This is a genomic window from Kitasatospora sp. NPDC101447, from assembly GCF_044767225.1.
Classification (GTDB): domain Bacteria; phylum Actinomycetota; class Actinomycetes; order Streptomycetales; family Streptomycetaceae; genus Kitasatospora.
Genome location: NZ_JBIWNL010000009.1, coordinates 172732 through 190775, shown reverse-complemented (window position 1 = coordinate 190775; position 18044 = coordinate 172732). Strand labels below are relative to the sequence as shown.

Below are 18044 nucleotides of genomic sequence, written 5' to 3'. Positions count from 1 at the left end.
GGGCCTTCACTGAGCCGCCTGCGGGATTCGAACCCGCGACCTACGCATTACGAGTGCGTTGCTCTGGCCAACTGAGCTAAGGCGGCACCGTTGCCGTGTGTGGCGGCAACGCGGGCCAGTCTACACAGGTTCGCGGGTGATCCGTACTCGGATACCAGGGGGGTGGGTCAGGCGGAGGAGACGGCGAGCTTGGCGGCGAAGCCGGCGAAGAGGACGGCGACGCCGCTGGTGAGGGTGGCGGAGAGGCGCTTGCGGCGGCGGAAGGCGGTGGCGAGGGTGGTGCCGGCGAAGATCAGCAGGGAGAGGTAGAGGACGCTGAAGGTCTGCAGGATGCCGCCGAGGAGGACGAAGGAGAGGGCGGGCCGGCTGTAGGAGGGGTCGACGAACTGGGTGAAGAAGGAGAGCAGGAAGAGGATGGCCTTGGGGTTGAGGAGGCTGACCACCAGGGCGCGACGGAAGGGGTTCTCGGTGGACTCGGGGGCCGTCTCGGTGGCGGGGTCGGCCGCGGCCCGGCGTTCGCGCCAGAGCTGACGGGCGGCGCGGAGCATGCCGTAGCCGATCCAGAGCAGGTAGGCGGCGCCGCCGAACTTGACCACCGCAAAGACGGCCGGGTTGGCCTTCAGCAGGGAGGCCGCGCCGATCGAGGTGAGGCTGATCAGGGTGAGGTCGCCAACGAAGACGCCGGCTGCGGCCCGGTAGCCGGTCCGGATGCCCTTGCGGGCGGCGACGGACAGCACGTACAGGGAGTTGGGGCCGGGCAGCAGGACGATGACGAGGGCGCCGAGGACGTACGTCGCCAGGTTGTCGACTCCGAGCACGATGCGCTCCTGTGGGGGAAGGGCGGCAGAGGGGGGCGCTCATCGTAACGTCGCACCGGTAATCGATTGAAACGAAAACTACCTGCCGGCCGCCCGGCGCCCCCGCCCCTACCGGTCGCAGCGCTTGCCCTGCTCAGGGGCCTCCCCGGTGAGCAGGAAGCGGTTCACCGCGCCGTCCACGCAGGCGCTGTGCCGGCCGTAGGCGGTGTGGCCGTCCCCGTCGAAGGTGAGCAGGCGACCGGACTCCAGCTGTCCGGCCAGGGACTGGGCCCAGGCGTACGGGGTGGCCGGGTCGCGGGTGGTGCCGACGACGATGATCGGGGCGGCGCCCGCCGCCCGGATGGTGTGCGCCGCGCCGGTGGCCCGGACCGGCCAGTACGCGCAGGTCAGCGCCATCCAGGCCATGTCCCGCCCGAAGTGCGGCGAGGTCTGCTCGAAGTCCGGCACCGCCCGCTGGACGTCCTCCGGCCCGCTGAACGGGGCGGGCAGGTCCAGGCAGTTCACCGCGGTGTTGGCGAACATCAGGTTGGGGTACGAGCCGTCCGCCTCGCGCCCGTAGTAGGCGTCGGAGAGCTTCAGCAGCCCGGTGCCGTCGCCCGCCGCGGCATCGGCGAGGGCGGCGCGCAGCTTGGGCCAGAGGAAGTCGGCGTACATCGCCTCGATGACGCCCGTGGTCGCTTGGGCCTCGGTGAGCCGCCGCCCGTTGTCGGTGGTGGGCAGCGCGGCGGTCCGGATGGCCGCGAACAGGGCGGTGAGCCGCTCGCCGGCCTGCTGCTCGGTACGCCCGAGCGGGCAGTCCTCGCGCTTGGCGCAGTCCTTGGCGAAGGCGGCCCAGGCCGTCTCGAAGCCACCGGCCTGGGTGCGGTTGCCGGTGACCGAGTCGAGCGCCGGGTCCATCGCTCCGTCCAGCACCAGTCGGCCGGCCCGGCTCGGGAAGAGCCCGGCGTAGGTGGCGCCGAGGAAGGTGCCGTAGGACTTGCCGACGAAGTTGAGCTTCTCGTCGCCGAGCAGGGCGCGCAGCACGTCCATGTCCCGGGCGGCCTCGACGGTGCTGAGGTGGCCGAGTGCCGGACCGGCCTGCTTCCGGCAGCCCTCGGCGAACTCTTTGTCGGCGGCGACCAGTGCGTCGATCCCGCGCTGGTCGCCGGGGGTCAGGTCGACGGCGGTGAAGGCGTCCATCCGGTCGCCGCTGAGGCAGGTGACGGGGCTGCTGCGGCCCACCCCGCGCGGGTCGAGGCCGACCAGGTCGTACCGGGCGCGCACCCCGCTGTCGAACGTCCGGGCGGTGGCCTCCAGGTACTCGACCGCCGAGCCGCCGGGCCCGCCCGGGTTGAGCAGCAGCGACCCGAGCCGCGGGTCGTGGGCGCCGGCGCCGGGAACCGCGCCGGCGTCGGTGACCGCCCCGGCCGCGGCGGGGTCGGCCACCGAGCGGGCGGCAGCGAGGGTGAGGTCGCCGTCCCCCGGGTGGTCGTAGTCCAGCGGCACTCGGAACGTCGTGCACTCGAACCCGCCGTCGCACGACTGCCAGGCCGGCCGCTGCGCGTAGTACGGCGCGAGCCCGGCCGGGACGTCGGCGGGCAGCGGCTCCAGCGGCGTGGCCCCCGACGTGCCGGGGCCCGGGGCGGAGGACCCACCGGGGCGGGCCGAGTCGGACGAGGCCGCCCCCGGCACCCCGGGCGGGCCCGAACTGCACCCGCCCGCCAGCAGCCCGACGGCCACCGCCGCGGCCGACAGCCGCACCGCGGCGGCCGGTACCCGAACCCGCCCGAAGGCCCTCATCCGGTTGCTCTCCTCAGAAGGGGTCGAAGGAACGAAAACGCGATGACGTGATGACACGAAGACACGAAGACAGACAGGAGGACGGGAGGACAGGGAGACGGGAGGGCTGGGGGACGCGGGGGACCCGGGGGGATGCGCCGCTGCCCGGCACCCACCCCGGGGTACCGGGCAGCGTAACGCCCGCTCGGCGCTCCCTCAGGACGACTTGGCCAGCGCCTCGGCCAGGAACTGCGCCGCCTGCCGGACCAGCCGCAGCCGCTCCCGGTCGGGCGTGAAGTCCTGCACGTTGTCCGAGATCCGCACCTCGGCCTTGGCCGCCGGACCGGGGCCCGCCTTCAACGAGGCCTGGAGCTTGCGGGCCGCGTCCAGCCCGGCGGCGTCGGCCTTGGCGGCGGCCAGCAGCAGCTTGGCCGCGCTGCCGGTCGGGGCCTCGGCGCCGGTCTGGGTCAGCGCGGCGGCGTCGTACCGGCCGGAGACCGCGGCGGCCGCGCCGTACAGGTCGGGGCGGGCCAGCCCGGCGGCGGCCGCGCACGGCGCGCCGCCCTCGACGCCGAGGGCACCCCACGAGGCCGGGCCGGGCGGCAGGGTGCGGAAGGAGGCCGCGATGGTCGTGCGCAGCGCCGCGTCGTCGGCGACGGCGGCCGGGGCGGCGGCGACCAGCTCGCAGGGGTGGGCGGTGCCGTTGGGCGCCTCGGGGGCGACCAGGATGAACGGACGGGACTTGCCGGTCTGCAGCGCCGAGCCGATGCCCTCGAAGACGTCGGGCACCTCGGCGTCGGCGGTCTTGCGCGGCGCGGCCGCGTGCATCACCACGACCGGGAAGCGCGCGTTGGGCTCCTTGGCGTACTGCGGCGGCAGCCATACCCGGACGTTGCGCGGACGCCCGTCGGGGCCGAGCACGGCGGACTGGAGCAGCTCGCCGCCGCCCGGGTGGCCGACACTGTCGAAGCGGCTGGCCACCGCAGGGGCCGTGGTGGCGGCGGCCGTGCCGGGGGCGGCAGCGGCCGACTCGGTGGCCGCGGGGGGCACCGCCTGCTGCCGGACGGCCGCACCGCCCGCTGCCCCCGCGTCCGCGCCCGCCGTGTCCACGACGGGCTCCGACCGGTCCGGTTGCCGGTCGCCGCGACCGAGGCCGCCGAAGGCGCCGAGCGCGGTGAGCAGCGTCAATCCGGTGACGCACACCCCGCAGACCATCGCGCCGCCCGCCCGCACCAGCATCGGCCACCGGTCGCCGGCCAGCTCGTAGGTCTCGGCGGCCCGCAGGTCGCGCCAGCGCTGGAGGGCCCCGCGGGCGAGCCAGATCCCGCCGAGCGCGGCGGCCAGTAGGGGGATGACGAGGAGCGAACGAACCATGCGACGCACCGCCTCGGAGGAGGGCCGGCGCCGGACCGGACCCGGCGCGTACGGGAGGCGACCGGCCCGTCCGGGCGCAGTCGGCCCCCAGCGTGCACAACCGGCGGACGGTCACACGCGGGTGTGCCCGGCGCGTATCGCTCGTTCACTCGAAGGTGGGACAGCGCACCGGCTCCGGCAGGCGTACGGCCGTCAGCCGGTGGAGCGGTCGGACCGAGCCGGTCAGGCGGAGCGGGCCCGCAGAGCGCGGCGGAGCAGAGCGGGCCGGCGGACGACCGGCGGACGCACCGCGGTCGGCTCAGCCCGCGCGCAGCGCCACCGTCATCGCCTCGACCGCGAGCAGCGGGTCCACGTTGCGGTCCAACGCCTCGCGGCAGGCCAGCACCGCCTCGATCCGGCGCAGCGTGCCCTCCGCCGGACCGGCCTGGGCCACCCGGTTCAGCGCCTGCCGCTGGTCCTCGTTGGCGAGCGCGCCGCTGGAGCCGAGCTGGATCGCGAGCACGTCCCGGTAGAAGCCCAGCAGGTCGAGCAGGGCCACGCCGAGGGTCTCCCGGCGGGTACGGGTGGCGCGGCTCTTCTGCCGCTTCTCCAGCTCCTTGACCGCCCCGGCCATGCCGCGCGGGGCCTTGCTGCCCTCGGCGGCGCCATAGGCCGCCTTGAGGTCGTCGGTCTCCTTGGCGTCCTGGGTCTCGGCGAGCGCCTCGGCGTCGGCCTTGGCGGTGTCGACCAGGCGCTGGGCGGCGGCCAGGCAGCCGCCGATGTCGCCGACCTCCAGCGGGATCCGCAGCACCTCCGCACGCCGGGAGCGGGCCTGCTCGTCGACGGCGAGGCGGCGGGAGCGCTCGATGTCGCCCTGCCCGGCGAGCGCGGCGAGCCGGGCGGTCTCCGGGTCGACGCCGTCGCGGCGCACCAGCGTGTCGGCGACCGCCTCGGCGGCGGGGGTGCGCAGCACCAGCAGGCGGCAGCGCGAGCGGATGGTCGGCAGGACGTCCTGGACGGAGGGGGCGCAGAGCAGCCAGACGGTGCGCGGGGAGGGTTCCTCCACGCCCTTGAGCAGCGCGTTCGCGGCGGCCTCGGTGAGCCGGTGGGCGGCGTCCACCAGGATCACCGACCAGCGGCCGCCGGTCGGGTAGCTGGAGGCGCGCATCACCAGGTCACGCATGTCGCCGACGCCGATGGACAGGCCGTCCGTCCGGACGTACTTCACGTCGGCGTGGCTGCCGGCGAGCACGGTGTGGCAGCCGTCGCAGAATCCGCAGCCGGGCGTGCCGCCGAGCGCGAGGTCGGGGCTGGTGCACTGGAGTGCGGCGGCGAAGGCCCGCGCGGCGGTGACCTGACCGGCGCCGGGCGGACCGGTGAACAGCCAGGCGTGCGTCATCAGCGAGGCGTTCCCGCCCTCGACCGGTGCTGCCCCGCGACCGGCCTCGACCGTCGCCCCGGCCGCCCGGGCCGCGGCGGTCAGCTGCTCGACCACCCGCTCCTGGCCCACCAGGTCGTCCCAGACGGCCACTGCTGCTCCCAAGCTCCGTACGGCAGCGCCCACGGCGCCTCTTCCCCGCCGTCGAGCATACGTCTCCGCCCTGACAGCCATTGCTCCGTCCGGGTCACGACGGACGGGCCCGGAAGCGGACGGCAGCACGCGGAGACACCGCTGGAGAGCACCGGGGGACGGCACGGGCGGACGGCACCGGCGGACGGCACGGGCGGATGGCGGGACCACCACCGGCCGACACCGACACCGACGCCGGCGCCCGCCGACAGCAAGGCGGCGCCGCCGGGGACCTGCCCCGGCGGCGCCGCCCGCGTCGTGTCCGGTCAGCCCCGGCGGCCCCAGCGACGGCCCTTGCCCTTGCCGTCGCCCTTGTCCTGCTTCTCCTGCTTCTCCTGCGTGTCCTGCCTGTCCTGGCCCTCCTGGCCGAACCCGTCGCGCGGGTCCGCACCCTGCTGCGGAGCGCCCTGCGCCGGGCTGCCGTGCTCCCAACGCGTCCACTCGTCGTGCGAGCCGAGCAGGGTGTCGGTGAGGCTCGGCAGGTCGTCCATCGGCGTCTCCTCGGCCCACTCCGGCCGCGACCGCTCGGCGGCCGACGGGGGCTCCGGCTGGGCCTGAGGCTGAGGCTGGGCCTGAGGCTGCCGGCCCTGGGGCTGCGGCTGGCCCTGGGGCCGCTGCGCGGTCGGCTCCCCGCCGACTCGCGGCAGCTCACGCGTACCGTCCACCGGGCGGTCCGACCCGACCCGCGGCAGCACGGCCGTCCGGTCGGCGGCCTCCGCCGGGACCTTCGGCAGCACGGCCGTCTGGTCCACCGCCGGCACCACCGGCAGCTTGGCGGTCTCGTCGACCGCCCCGGCGGCTCCGGCCGCCTTGCGCGCCTCGGCGGCATCGGCGGCCCGGACCGCGGTCTGCCGGTCCCGCAGCGACAGCTCGCGCGTCGCCTCGTCCCCGAGCCCGTCCGTCGGGCCCTGCGCCGACTCCTGCGGCACGTCGCGAACCGGCACGTCCCGAACCGGAGCACCCTGCTCCGAAGCGCCCTGGTCCGAAGCGTCCCGAACCGGAGCGTCCTGCGGCGTCTCCCGGACCACCCGCAGCTCCGTGGTCACGGCGTCCCCGCCGGTCGACCCCGGCCGCCCGGCCGCCCGGTCCGCCGCCGTCTCGGCCGCCTCGGCCGCTGCCGCCAGGGCGGCGGCCTGCGCCAGCCGGGCCTCCTCGGCCCGCTGCAGCGCCTCCTCCGCCCGGCGACGCTGCTCCTCGCGGGCGAGCTCGCGCTGGCGCTGCAGCTCGGCCTGGGCGGCCGCCTCGTCGGCGATCCGCTTGCGCTCGGCGGCCTCGGCCGCCAGCCGGGCCTCCTCGGCGGCGCGGAGCTTGGCCTCCTCCGCCGCGCGGCGCTCGGCTTCCGCCGCCGCCCGACGGCGCGCCTCCTCCTCGGCCTTGCGCCGGGCCTCGGCGGCGGCCCGCTCGGCCTCCTCCTTGGCCAGCCGTTCCTTCTCCGCCTGCTCGGCGCGCAGCTGAGCCAGCACTTCCTGCCGCTTGCGCTCGGCGGCCTCCTCCTCGGCCTTCTTGCGGGCCTCCTCCGCGGCGCGGCGCTCGGCCTCCTCACGGGCGAGGCGCTCCTGCTCGGCGCGGGCGGCCTTCTCCTGCTCGGAGAGCGGCAGCTCGCGGTCGAGCCGGTGCCGGATGGCGGTGGTGACGAAGCCGGGTGCCTGGCTGCCGTCCACGACCAGGTAGCGCGCCGGGTCGGCGGCAGCGAGGGCGAGGAAGCCGGCCCGGACCCGCTGGTGGAACTCGGTGGGCTCGGACTCCAGCCGGTCCAGCGCCTCGGTGAAGCGCTCCCGGGCCCTGGTCGGGTCGACGTCCAGGACGACGGTGAGGTCGGGCAGCAGCCCGCCGGTGGCCCAGCGGGAGATCCGGGCGACCTCGGTCGCGGCCAGGTCGCGACCGGCGCCCTGGTAGGCGATGGAGGAGTCCATGTACCGGTCGGTGATCACCACGGCGCCGCGCGCGAGGGCCGGGCGGATGACGTTCTCGACGTGCTCGGCGCGGTCGGCGGCGTAGATCAGTGCCTCGGCGCGGTGCGACAGGCCGGTGTTGCCGACGTCCAGGACGAGGCCGCGCAGCCGCTGGCCGACCGGGCTGCCGCCGGGCTCGCGGGTGAGCACGACCTCGTGCCCCTTGCCGCGGATCCACTCGGCGAGCGCCTGGGCCTGGGTGGACTTGCCGGCGCCGTCGCCGCCCTCCAGGGCGATGAAGAAGCCGGTGCCCGCGCCCCGGTGCGGCACCGGGCCGGCCGCGCCGCGCAGCGCGTCCACCAGGTCCCGGCCGAACGGCACGGTGCCCCGGCGGTCGTCGGTGCGCAGCAGCACGACGGCGGCGAGCACCAGCGTGAGCAGCCCCGCGGTGGCCACGGCGAGGGCCGCGCCGCCGTGGATGAAGGTGAACGAGCCGGGCTCGGCGGTGCCGTAATCGACGTCCCCGTAGGCGGCGGCGATCAGCGGGACGACGACCAGCGCGGCGGCGACCACGATCCGCAGCACCGCGTACAGGTGCTCGGTGACCTTCGGCAGCCGGGCCTCCTCGACCTCCTGGGCGAGCAGGGTGCGCCCGGCCGAGAGGACGATCCCGGCGGCCAGGGCGGCCAGCACGGTGAGCAGCAGGACGAGCACGAAGTCCAGCACCAGCCCGGCCAGGATCAGCGCGACGCCCTGGGTGAGCAGCGCCAGCGCGAGCAGCCGGCGGCGGGAGAAGGTGGGCAGCGTGGCCCTGGTGAGCCGGGCGCCGAGGGCGGGCGCCCCGGTGGCGGCGAGCACCACCAAGCCGTAGCCGATCGGACCGGCCCGGTGCTCGGCGGCGGTCAGCAGCGCGAGCGCGGCGACGCCCGCCATCGAGGCGAAGGCGGCGGCGACGGCGAAGGTGAAGTAGGGGGCGCTACCGGTGCGGCCCTTGCTCAGCGCGGGGCCGGGGACCGCATCGGTCGGGGCGCGCAGGCCCTGCAGCGGGGAGACCGGGGCGACGGCCACCGGACCGCCGGGCAGCTGCTGGAGGTAGCCGCGGGCGGCCGAGGCGGCGAACAGGCCGGCCGCGCCGAGCGCCGCGAAGGTGAGCTGGTGGGCGCGGAGCCAGTCCGAACCGGCCGCCGCGCCGATGTTGTTGAGCAGGGTGAAACCGACCAGGCCGACGGCGGCCAGCGGCACGGTGACCCAGCCGGTGAAGCGGTCGATGACCCGGACGGTCTCCAGGTTGGCGGCGGCGGGCCGCCGCTCGGCGGCCGGGGCGTAGGGGTCGGCCGCCGGGAGCAGGCCGGGGACGGCGGCGGCCCTGGCGATCTCCCGGACCCGCTCGACCGCGCCGGTGACGAACACGGTGGCGAGCAGGACGTAGGTGGCGGCGCCGGAGGGCTTGGAGCCGGAGCTCAGCCAGACGGTCCACCAGGGCGCGAGGCCGACCAGCAGGGCGCGCAGCGCGTCGGCGCCGAACAGCGTCCAGCGCCGGTCGAGCTTGCCCGCGACCAGCTGGTGCACCGGGCCGAGCAGCGCCACGCCGACCAGGCCGGTGGCCACCACGCGGACGGCGAGGACCGCGGCGAGGGCGAAGGAGAGGCTGCGCGGCAGGTCGCCGAACTGGCCGCCGAGGGCGGCGGCGATCACGGTGAGCGCGAGCAGCACCAGCAGGCCGAGCCGGTCGGCGGTGCCGCCGATCAGCTGGGTGGTCCACAGACGCCGGTAGGCGCGTGTCCGCAGCAGTGCCCGGGCCCGGTCCACCGGGGTACCGGCGGGTGCGACCTCGGGCAGGTCGGACGCCCAGGCTCTGGCGGCCGGGGCGGCGCTGGGGGTGGGCTGCTCCTCGCTCGTCATACGGTCAGCGTAGCGGGCGGGGCTTGGCCGGAATGTGGTGAACGGGCTTCCGGATCCCGCTCATCACCGGGTTGTGACGTTCCCCGCACAGATCCCGATCGTCTCGCCGCTCGGCTGAGGCCGACCCGGCCCACCGCTCGCCCGCGACTCGCCCCGCGACCCGACCTCCGCTCGCCCGCGACTCGCCCCGCGACCCGCCCTCCGCTCGCCCCGCCCGCTCGCCCCGCGACCCGCCCTCCGCTCGCCCCGCCCGCTCGCCGCGCGACCCGCCCTCCGCTCGCCCTGCCCGCTCGCCCCGCGACCTGCCCGCGACTCGCCCGACCGCTCACCCGGCTGCCGACAGCGAACGGGCCCGCAACCCCCGGGATCGGGGGCGCGGGCCCGTCGGCGGTGACCGGCGATCAGCCCTCGTCGGTCGCCGTGGTCTTGCTCGCGGCCGTCTTCTTGGCCGCCGTCTTCTTCGCCGCCGCCGTCTTGGTGGTGGTGGTCTTCTTGGCGGCGGTCTTCTTCGCGGCCGCGGTCTTGGTCGCCGCGGTCTTGGTCGCCGTCGCCTTCTTGGCCGCCGTCTTCTTCGCCGGGGCCTTCTTCGCCGCCTTCTTCACCGGCCCGCGCGCCCGCTTCTCGGCGAGCAGCTCGTAGCCGCGCTCCGGCGTGATGGTCTCGACGTCGTCGTCCTTGCGCAGCGTGGCGTTGGTCTCGCCGTCGGTCACGTACGGGCCGAAGCGACCGTCCTTGACCACCACCGGGCGCTCGCTGACCGGGTCGTTGCCCAGCTCCTTGAGCGGCGGGGCGGCGGCGGCCCGGCCGCGCTGCTTGGGCTGGGCGTAGATCGCCAGCGCCTCGTCGAGGGTGATCGTGAAGAGCTGGTCCTCGCTGGTGAGCGAGCGGGAGTCGGTGCCGCGCTTGAGGTACGGGCCGTAGCGGCCGTTCTGCGCGGTGATCTCCGCGCCCTCGGCGTCGGTGCCGACCACGCGCGGCAGCGAGAGCAGCCGCAGCGCGTCCTCCAGGGTGACGGTGTCCAGCGACATCGTCTTGAAGAGCGAGGCGGTGCGCGGCTTGACGGCGTTCTTGCCGGTCTTGGGCGTGCCCTCGGGCAGGATCTCGGTCACGTACGGGCCGTAGCGGCCGTCCTTGGCGACCAGCATGTTGCCGCTGACCGGGTCCGGGCCGAGCTCGAAGTCGCCGCTGGGCTTGGCCAGCAGCTCCTCGGCCAGCTCGATGGTGAGCTCGTCCGGCGGCAGGTCGTCCGGGATGTCGGCGCGCTGGCCGGGCTCGCCCTCGACGACGGAGGCGCGCTCGACGTACGGGCCGTAGCGGCCGACCCGCAGGGTGAGGTCGTCGCTGATCCGGAACGAGCTGATCTCCCGGGCGTCGATCGCACCGAGGTCGGTGACCAGCTCCTTCAGGCCGCCCAGGTGGTCGCCGTCGCCGTTGCCGGCCTCGGCGGCGCCGCCCGCGGCGTGGCCCTCGCCCTCGCCGAAGTAGAAGCGCTTCAGCCACGGCACGGACTGCGCCTCACCGGCGGCGATCCGGTCGAGGTCGTCCTCCATCTTCGCGGTGAAGTCGTAGTCGACCAGTCGGCCGAAGTGCTTCTCCAGCAGGTTGACCACGGCGAAGGACAGGAAGGACGGGACGAGCGCCGTCCCCTTCTTGAACACGTACCGGCGCTGGATGATCGTGTCGATGATCGACGCGTAGGTGGAGGGACGGCCGATCTCCCGGTCCTCCAGCTCCTTGACCAGCGAGGCCTCGGTGTAGCGGGCCGGCGGCTTGGTGGCGTGGCCCTCGGGGGTGATCCGCTCGGCGCCCAGCGGGTCGCCCTGGGTGACCTGCGGCAGCCGGCGCTCGCGGTCGTCGAGCTCGGCGTTCGGGTCGTCGGCGCCCTCGACGTAGGCCTTGAGGAAGCCGTGGAACGTGATGATCTTGCCGGAGGCGGAGAACTCGACGTCCCGGCCGTCGGCGGAGTTGCCGCCGACCCGGACGGTGACGGACTGGCCGACCGCGTCCTTCATCTGGGAGGCGACGGTGCGCATCCAGATCAGCTCGTACAGCCTGAAGTCGTCACCGGTCAGGCCGGTCTCGGCGGGGGTGCGGAAGCGGTCGCCGGAGGGGCGGACGGCCTCGTGCGCCTCCTGCGCGTTCTTGACCTTGCTGGCGTAGGTGCGCGGGGCGTCCGGCAGGTAGTCGGCGCCGTACAGCTGGGTGACCTGGGCGCGGGCGGCGGAGATCGCGGTGTCCGACAGCGTGGTGGAGTCGGTGCGCATATAGGTGATGAAGCCGTTCTCGTACAGCTTCTGGGCCACCTGCATGGTCCGCTTGGCGCCGAAGCCCAGCTTGCGGCTGGCCTCCTGCTGGAGCGTGGTGGTGCGGAACGGCGCGTACGGCGAGCGGCGGTACGGCTTGGACTCGACGCTGCGGACGCTGAACGCGGTCTGCTCCAGGGCGGCGGCCAGCTGCCGGGCGGCCTGCTCGTCCAGGTGCATGGTGTTGGCGCTGCCAGCCTTCAGCTGGCCGTTCGAGCCGAAGTCGCGGCCGCTGGCGATCCGCTTGCCGTCGACCGAGGCGAGCCGGGCGCCGAAGGTCTCCGGGTTGGCGGCGTCGGCCGGGGTGCGACCGGTGCCGAAGGTGCCGACCAGGTCCCAGTACGAGGCGGTGCGGAAGGCCATCCGCTCGCGCTCGCGCTCGACCACCAGCCGGGTGGCGACGGACTGGACGCGGCCCGCCGAGAGCTTCGGCATGACCTTCTTCCACAGCACCGGCGAGACCTCGAAGCCGTAGAGGCGGTCGAGGATGCGGCGGGTCTCCTGGGCGTCGACCAGGCGCTGGTTCAGCTCGCGCGGGTTGGCCACGGCCTCCTGGATCGCCGACTTGGTGATCTCGTGGAACACCATCCGGTGCACCGGCACCTTGGGCTTCAGCACCTGCTGCAGGTGCCACGCGATGGCCTCGCCCTCGCGGTCCTCATCGGTGGCGAGGAAAAGCTCGTCGGACTCCGCGAGCAGCGACTTCAACTTGCTGACCTGGGACTTCTTGTCCGCGTTGACCACGTAGATGGGCGCGAAGTCGTGGTCGACGTCCACCCCGAGGCGGCGCACCTCGCCGGTGTACTTGTCCGGCACCTCGGCCGCGGTGCTCGGCAGGTCGCGGATGTGCCCGACGCTCGCCTCGACGATGTAGCCGGGGCCAAGGTAGCCCTTGATCGTCTTCGCCTTGGCCGGCGACTCGACAATGACGAGTCGCTGTCCGTGCGCGGTCTCGCTGCTCGGGGACACCTTCGCTCTTCTCTCCCGGTCCTTATGTGGCTGGTCGGCGCGGCAGCACGGGCTGCGCTCCGCCCGACCCCTCCACCGTCCCGGGGTCGCCGCTTCACGACACCCCACCAGCGGAGTGTGACCGTACCCCGGCCACCCTTGTCAAACGGACGGATCCCGCTTTTTCACTTGCCGGGCTCACCGACGCCACTCGAACGGTAACCCGATGACGGAGGTTCGCGCCCCGTGGAGGCCGGGCTTCGGCAGGTTCCGGAGGATGGAATGACGGATTTCAAGATCTGTCAATGGAAAATCGACGGCCGGGCGGGGGAGCTCGCCGAGGGCGCGGTCAGGACGTCGGCGGGCGGGTGAGCGGGAAACTGCGGCGCGCGGGTCGGCGGCGCGCGGGTCGGCGGGAACGTCCGCACGGGTGGCTGGAACCAACTGCTCGCGGGCGGCCGGGGACGACCGCGCGCCGGTGGGCGGACCGCTCAGCCGCCGACCGCGGCCAGGAGGCCGGCACCCGCCGCGAGACAGGCCACCCCCAGGGCGCTCCACAGCAGGTCGGCGACGGTGGCCCGGTCGATCTCCCCGGCCGCCAGCACCACCCGGCTCGGGCGCTGCGGGTCGTAGCAGATCCGTACCGGGGCACCGGGCGCGAAACGGGCCGGACGGCGCAGCGGGGTGTGCCCGCGCGGACGGGCGAGCACGAGCCCCGCCACCCGGCACGCGCCGGAGCCGCCGACCGAGGGCGGTACCGAGAAGGAGAGCAGCGGTGAGCTGTCCAGCTGGCCGTGCGCGTCGTCGTCGGCCACCACCGTGGCCACCACCGCCACCCCCCGACGGCGCACCCGGTGGCGGAGGCGCACTTCGGCGGCGCACCAGAGCAGCAGTACGCCACCGAAGAGGGCGAGCACCAGCCCGGCCACCGTCGCCGTCGTCGTGTCCACTCCTGGCCCCCGGCTCCCCAGCTCTGTCCACAGCCTGTGGACAGAGCCTCACAGCGGATGACCAACGCGGGGCAGCCGTTCGGGGACCACTGGACGAACCAGGGGGTACGGACGGGTGAACCGGGGGCGCGATGCGGGCGGGACCTCAGCGAACGGGTTCGATGAACCCCTGCTCGGTCAGCAGCCGCAGCGACTCCGGCACCCGGTCCCGCAGGACCACCCGGTCCTCGCCGAGCAGCTGCGCGATGGCATCCACGATCTCGCCCGCGGACAGCGTCCCGTCGCAGACGCCGACGAAGCCGGCGCCCACCGTGTCCACCTTGGTGGCCCGCCGCATGCCGCGGTTGTGACGCAGGATCACGTGCTCCGGGTCCTCCGCGCCCGGCTCGCCGACCTGCTCCTGGACCACCTCGTCGGCCAGCACGTAGCGGGCCGCGAGCAGGCCCGCGTCGTCGTGCGTACGGAGGAAGTCCTGCCGGTCGAACCAGGCCTCGATGTGCGGGCCGAGCGGCTGCTCCACCGGGTGCGGCCACTCCTCGACCCGCACGGTCGGACGCTCGGCACCGCTCGCCCGCAGGGTGATCCACCCCATCCCGATGCCCTCGACCCCGCCCGCCTCGAAGGCGTCCAGCCACTCGCCGTAGCGGGCCTGGTAGTCGCCGCCGGGGCCGCGGTGGTCGCCACCGTCGCGCAGCCACAACTCGGCGTACTGGGCCACGTCCTGGACCTCGCGCTGGACGACCCAGGCGTCCAGGCCGGTGCCCGCGACCCAGCCGGCCAGCCGCTCGTGCCAGTCCTCGCCCTTGATGTGCTGCCAGTTGGCGAGCAGCTGGCAGTAGCCGCCGGGCTCCAGGTGGTCGGCGGCGGAGCGGACCAGGCTGCGGCACAGGTCGTCGCCGGCCATGCCGCCGTCGCGGTAGGTGAACCGGCCGGCGGGCGAGATGACGAACGGCGGGTTGGAGACGATCAGGTCGAACTTCCGCTCCCCGACCGGCTCGAAGAGGCTTCCGGAGAGCACCTCGGTGTGGTCGAAACCGGACAGCGCCAGGGTCAGTTCGGTGAAGCGCAACGCGCGCGGGTTGAGGTCGGTGGCGGTGACCGTGCCGGCGTGCCGGGCCGCGTGCAACGCCTGCACGCCGGAGCCCGCGCCGAGGTCCAGCGCGGCCCGGACCGGACGGCGCACGGTGATGTTGGCCAGCGTGGTGGAGGCACCGCCGACACCCAGCACCAGGTCCTGCCGGGCCACCCCGTGCGCGGTCTCGCCGGAGCCGATTCCGCCCGCGCCACCCACCGCGCAGCCCAGGTCGGAGACCACCCAGGCGTCCGAACTCGGCATCCCGGCGACCTCGTTGGCGTACGGCCGGACGTCGACGGTGGCGCGCACCAGCTCCCCGTCGGGGCGCAGCCAGCCGTCCGCCAGGCAGTCCTCCACCGGCAGCGCGGCGGCGGCCGCCCGGTACGGCACCGGCTGCTGCAGCAGGAACAGCCGCACCAGCGTCTCCAGCGGACTGCCACCGCGTGTCGCACGCAGCGCCGGAACCGCCTCGCTGCGGGCCAGCGCCGAATAGCCGGTGGGCCCGAGCAGGTCCAGGCACCCGTCGGCGGTGAACGAGGCGGCGAGCAGCGCCTCGCGCAGCTTGGCGAGGCGGGTCGGGTCGAGAACGGGGCTACTGATCACCCCGCCATTGTCCCCCGCCGATCCCCCGCCGCCGCCCGCCCGCGGGCCCGGACGCCCCGCGCTGCGAGGTCCGCCTCCGGGCCGGCCGACCGCGAGCATCCCGTCGGGAGCCCGAGCCTGGACGCGCGCCCCACCGGGCTTCCACGCGCCCGGTCGCACGCCCCGGAGCCCGGGCGCGGTTGGTTCCTGCCGGGCGGCGGCTCGCTGTTCGGCGCTCCTCGGCCTTGGCCGAGCCCGAGCCTGCGCCTGCGCCTGCGCCTGCGCCTGCGCCTGCGCCTGCGCCTGCGCCCACGATGCGCAGCAGCCGGTGCCGCTCACAGGAGCGGCACCGGCTGCTGCTTTCCCTCCCCTGGCGGGAGGGCGGGATCACCTGCCCGGTCAGCTCGCGGTGGGAGCCGGGGTGCCGGCCGGGGCTGCCGGGGTGGTGGCGCCGGCGGCGGGGCTCGCGGTGTCGGTCGCACCGGGCGCGGGCGTGGCGGCGGTGCCCGGGGTGCCGCTCGCACCGGGGGTCGGGGTCGCGCTCGCGCCCGCGGGAGCCGGGGTGCCGCTCGCGCCGCCGGTCGGGGCACCGCTCGCACCGCCGGTCGCGCCGCCCGTGGGGGCGCCGGCCGGGGACGGCTTGCAGCCCTCCTGCTTGGCCATCGCCGCGCCGAGGTCGCCGCGCTGCAGCTTGCTCTGCGCCTGGGTGGAGAGCGTGGCCAGCTGCTGCACCTGGTCGGCGACGCTGCGCAGCCCGTCGGCGAACTTGGCCTGGTCGTCGTTGGGCAGCGCGTCCAGCTTCTTCTGGACCTCCTGGTAGCCGTCGGCCGCCTTCTTCAGCTCGTCGACGGTGTCCTTCTGCAGGGCCGCGCCGTCCTGCACCTTGGGGGCACCGGCCGAGTCGATGGCAGCCGCTATGTCCTGGTTGGTCTTGGCCAGCCGCCCGATGTCCGTGGAGAGCCGCTTCTGCAGGTCCGCCGGGACCTCGCCGGTCTTCACCTGACCGGTGTCCGCGAGCGCGGTCCGGGACTGGGCGATCGGGTCCTTGGCCGCGCCGCAGACGTTCGACGCCCAGGACTCCAGCTGCTTGCTGTTGTCGTCGCCACCGCCGCAGCCGACGGCGCCGAACGCCAGCAGCACGCCGAGGGCGGGTACGGCCAGCAGTCGCTTGTTCACCGGGAGAAGCCTTTCGGTTTCGGTCGTCATCGGTCGTCGAACCTACACGGCCGCTTCCCACCGCCCGGTTCCCGGTTCCCGCCGCCGACCTCCCGTCCGGCCCGCCCACGTCTGCGGCCGCAGCCACGGCTCAGGCCCGCTCGACCCGGATCGGATCACCCGGCCGGACGGTGCGCAGCACGGCGGCGTCCCCGTCCAACGCGCCCAGGACGTTGCAGGGACCGGCCAGCCGGCACTCGCCGTCGCGTGCGATCGGCGTCGGCCCGTACGGCAGCGCGAGGCTGTCGCCGTCCGTCCAGAAGGCGACCGTGCCCGGCTCCACGACCTGCCGGGCGTCGTTCTCGCGCGGCACGCTGACGGGCGTGCCGAAGTAGACCTCCTCGCCCCAGGTGCTCGCCGACGAGCTGATCGGCAGCTCGGCCCAGAGCGCCTCGGCGGTGAGGGTGGCCGCCAGCGTGGCAGTCGCCTGCCCGGCCGGCCACAGGATGCGGATCCGCATGGAATTCCTTCCGCGACGAGGTCCGATCAGCGATCGGACCCGGTCGTGCCGGAAGCAGCGAACCGCGAGGCTCAACAGTTTGTCAACACATGCCCGGGGAGCGGACCCCGCGCGCGTCGAAGGTGCCTCAGACCGAGACGGAGGCGACCGAGACCGGCCAGCTCATCCGGATCAGGCCACCGTCCGTGCCGTTGGTGACCTCCAGGTCCTCGACCAGGCCGGTGATCACGGCGATGCCCAGCGTGTCGTCCTCCGGCTCGCCGCCGTCGGCGGCGCCCGAGTCCGGGACGGCGACGGGGCCGGCCTCGTCCTCGACCTCGATGAGGAAACGCTTCTCCTGATCGGTCAGCGCGACCCTGACCGTGCCGCCGATGCCGCCCCGCTGGTGCAGGCCGACCGCGCGGGAGCACGCCTCGCCGACCGCGAGCCGTACCTCGTCGAGCACCGACTCGTCGACCCCGGCCCGTCTGGCGACGGCCGCGGCGACCAGGCGGGCCGTCCGCACGTGCTCGGGAAGCGCGCTGAATCGAAGTTCGACGGTTGCCATCTCTCCCCCTCGGGGTGCTCCGACCGGGGCCGGAAGTACGGCCCCTACGGGCCGGCAGGGCCGGCCCAGAGGCGACCGGGACGCGCCGGGCCGCGGGGGCCCAGGCACCCCGGACGCGAGGAAACGGGGCGGGCCGGCCACGAGGGCCGGCCCGGCCGCGTCAGTCGGTCGCGTTGACCGCGTCGTCCACCGAGGTGTGGATCGGGAAGACCTTGGTCAGGCCGGTGATGCGGAAGATCTTCAGGATGCGCTCCTGGTTGCAGACGAGGCGCAGCGAGCCCTCGTGAGCGCGCACCCGCTTCAGACCGCCCACCAGCACACCCAGACCGGTCGAGTCCAGGAAGTCAACGCCTTCCATGTCGACGACGAGGTGGTACTTGCCGTCGTTGACGAGCTCGACCAGCTGCTCGCGCAGCTTCGGGGCGGTGTACACATCGATCTCGCCGCCAACCTCGACGACCGTGCGATCGCCGACTGAACGGGTCGACAGGGACAGGTCCACGGAACCTCCAGCACCTTGCCTTGCTACGTCATGTGCGATCCTCGGCCGGACGGCCGCCACCGCATGGTCGCGAGCCCGGACGCGCCCAGCCAACGCGTGGCAAGCCTCAGCGCTGCGACCCACGGCCGTACGGCCGTCACGGCCACATTCAACCACCTGCGACCATGCC

At 74.8% G+C, this 18044-nt stretch carries 12 protein-coding genes and 1 tRNA gene; all 13 read right to left on the bottom strand.

Annotated features, from left to right (window positions below):
• Nucleotides 1-12 precede the first annotated feature (12 nt).
• A tRNA-Thr gene (locus ACIRST_RS16340) sits at nucleotides 13-86 on the bottom strand.
• An 81-nt stretch (nucleotides 87-167) separates the two neighbouring features.
• Nucleotides 168-818, bottom strand: coding sequence for a leucine efflux protein LeuE (gene leuE, locus ACIRST_RS16335; RefSeq protein ID WP_402802855.1), 651 nt, complete (start codon nucleotides 816-818; stop codon nucleotides 168-170).
• Nucleotides 819-926: 108 nt separating this feature from the next.
• Nucleotides 927-2597, bottom strand: a complete 1671-nt coding sequence (locus tag ACIRST_RS16330) for an alpha/beta hydrolase (protein WP_402802854.1) — start codon at nucleotides 2595-2597, stop codon at nucleotides 927-929.
• Between the two features lie 195 nt (nucleotides 2598-2792).
• Nucleotides 2793-3950 (bottom strand): hypothetical protein, encoded by a 1158-nt coding sequence (locus ACIRST_RS16325; protein ID WP_402802853.1) that lies wholly within the window; start codon nucleotides 3948-3950, stop codon nucleotides 2793-2795.
• A 298-nt stretch (nucleotides 3951-4248) separates the two neighbouring features.
• On the bottom strand, nucleotides 4249-5460 hold the full coding sequence (locus tag ACIRST_RS16320) for a DNA polymerase III subunit delta' (RefSeq protein WP_350519855.1): 1212 nt from the start codon (nucleotides 5458-5460) through the stop codon (nucleotides 4249-4251).
• 305 nt (nucleotides 5461-5765) lie between these two features.
• Nucleotides 5766-9293: a dTMP kinase gene (tmk, locus tag ACIRST_RS16315; RefSeq protein WP_402802852.1), complete on the bottom strand. Its 3528-nt coding sequence runs from the start codon at nucleotides 9291-9293 to the stop codon at nucleotides 5766-5768.
• Nucleotides 9294-9694: 401 nt separating this feature from the next.
• Entirely contained in the window at nucleotides 9695-12565 is a 2871-nt protein-coding gene (gene topA, locus ACIRST_RS16310) for a type I DNA topoisomerase (RefSeq protein ID WP_350519826.1), read from the bottom strand.
• Nucleotides 12566-13035: 470 nt separating this feature from the next.
• Nucleotides 13036-13494 (bottom strand): DUF3592 domain-containing protein, encoded by a 459-nt coding sequence (locus tag ACIRST_RS16305; protein ID WP_402802851.1) that lies wholly within the window; start codon nucleotides 13492-13494, stop codon nucleotides 13036-13038.
• 145 nt (nucleotides 13495-13639) lie between these two features.
• The gene (locus ACIRST_RS16300; RefSeq protein WP_402802850.1) at nucleotides 13640-15172 is read right to left on the bottom strand and encodes a methyltransferase; all 1533 of its coding nucleotides are present in this window, start codon (nucleotides 15170-15172) and stop codon (nucleotides 13640-13642) included.
• Between the two features lie 378 nt (nucleotides 15173-15550).
• Nucleotides 15551-16327, bottom strand: coding sequence for a hypothetical protein (locus ACIRST_RS16295; RefSeq protein WP_402802849.1), 777 nt, complete (start codon nucleotides 16325-16327; stop codon nucleotides 15551-15553).
• Between the two features lie 130 nt (nucleotides 16328-16457).
• The gene (locus ACIRST_RS16290; RefSeq protein ID WP_402802848.1) at nucleotides 16458-16826 is read right to left on the bottom strand and encodes a cyclophilin-like fold protein; all 369 of its coding nucleotides are present in this window, start codon (nucleotides 16824-16826) and stop codon (nucleotides 16458-16460) included.
• Nucleotides 16827-16953: 127 nt separating this feature from the next.
• Entirely contained in the window at nucleotides 16954-17373 is a 420-nt protein-coding gene (locus ACIRST_RS16285) for an ATP-binding protein (protein WP_350519822.1), read from the bottom strand.
• A gap of 160 nt (nucleotides 17374-17533) precedes the next feature.
• Nucleotides 17534-17875 (bottom strand): anti-sigma factor antagonist BldG, encoded by a 342-nt coding sequence (gene bldG, locus ACIRST_RS16280; RefSeq protein ID WP_049659132.1) that lies wholly within the window; start codon nucleotides 17873-17875, stop codon nucleotides 17534-17536.
• Nucleotides 17876-18044: the final 169 nt, after the last annotated feature.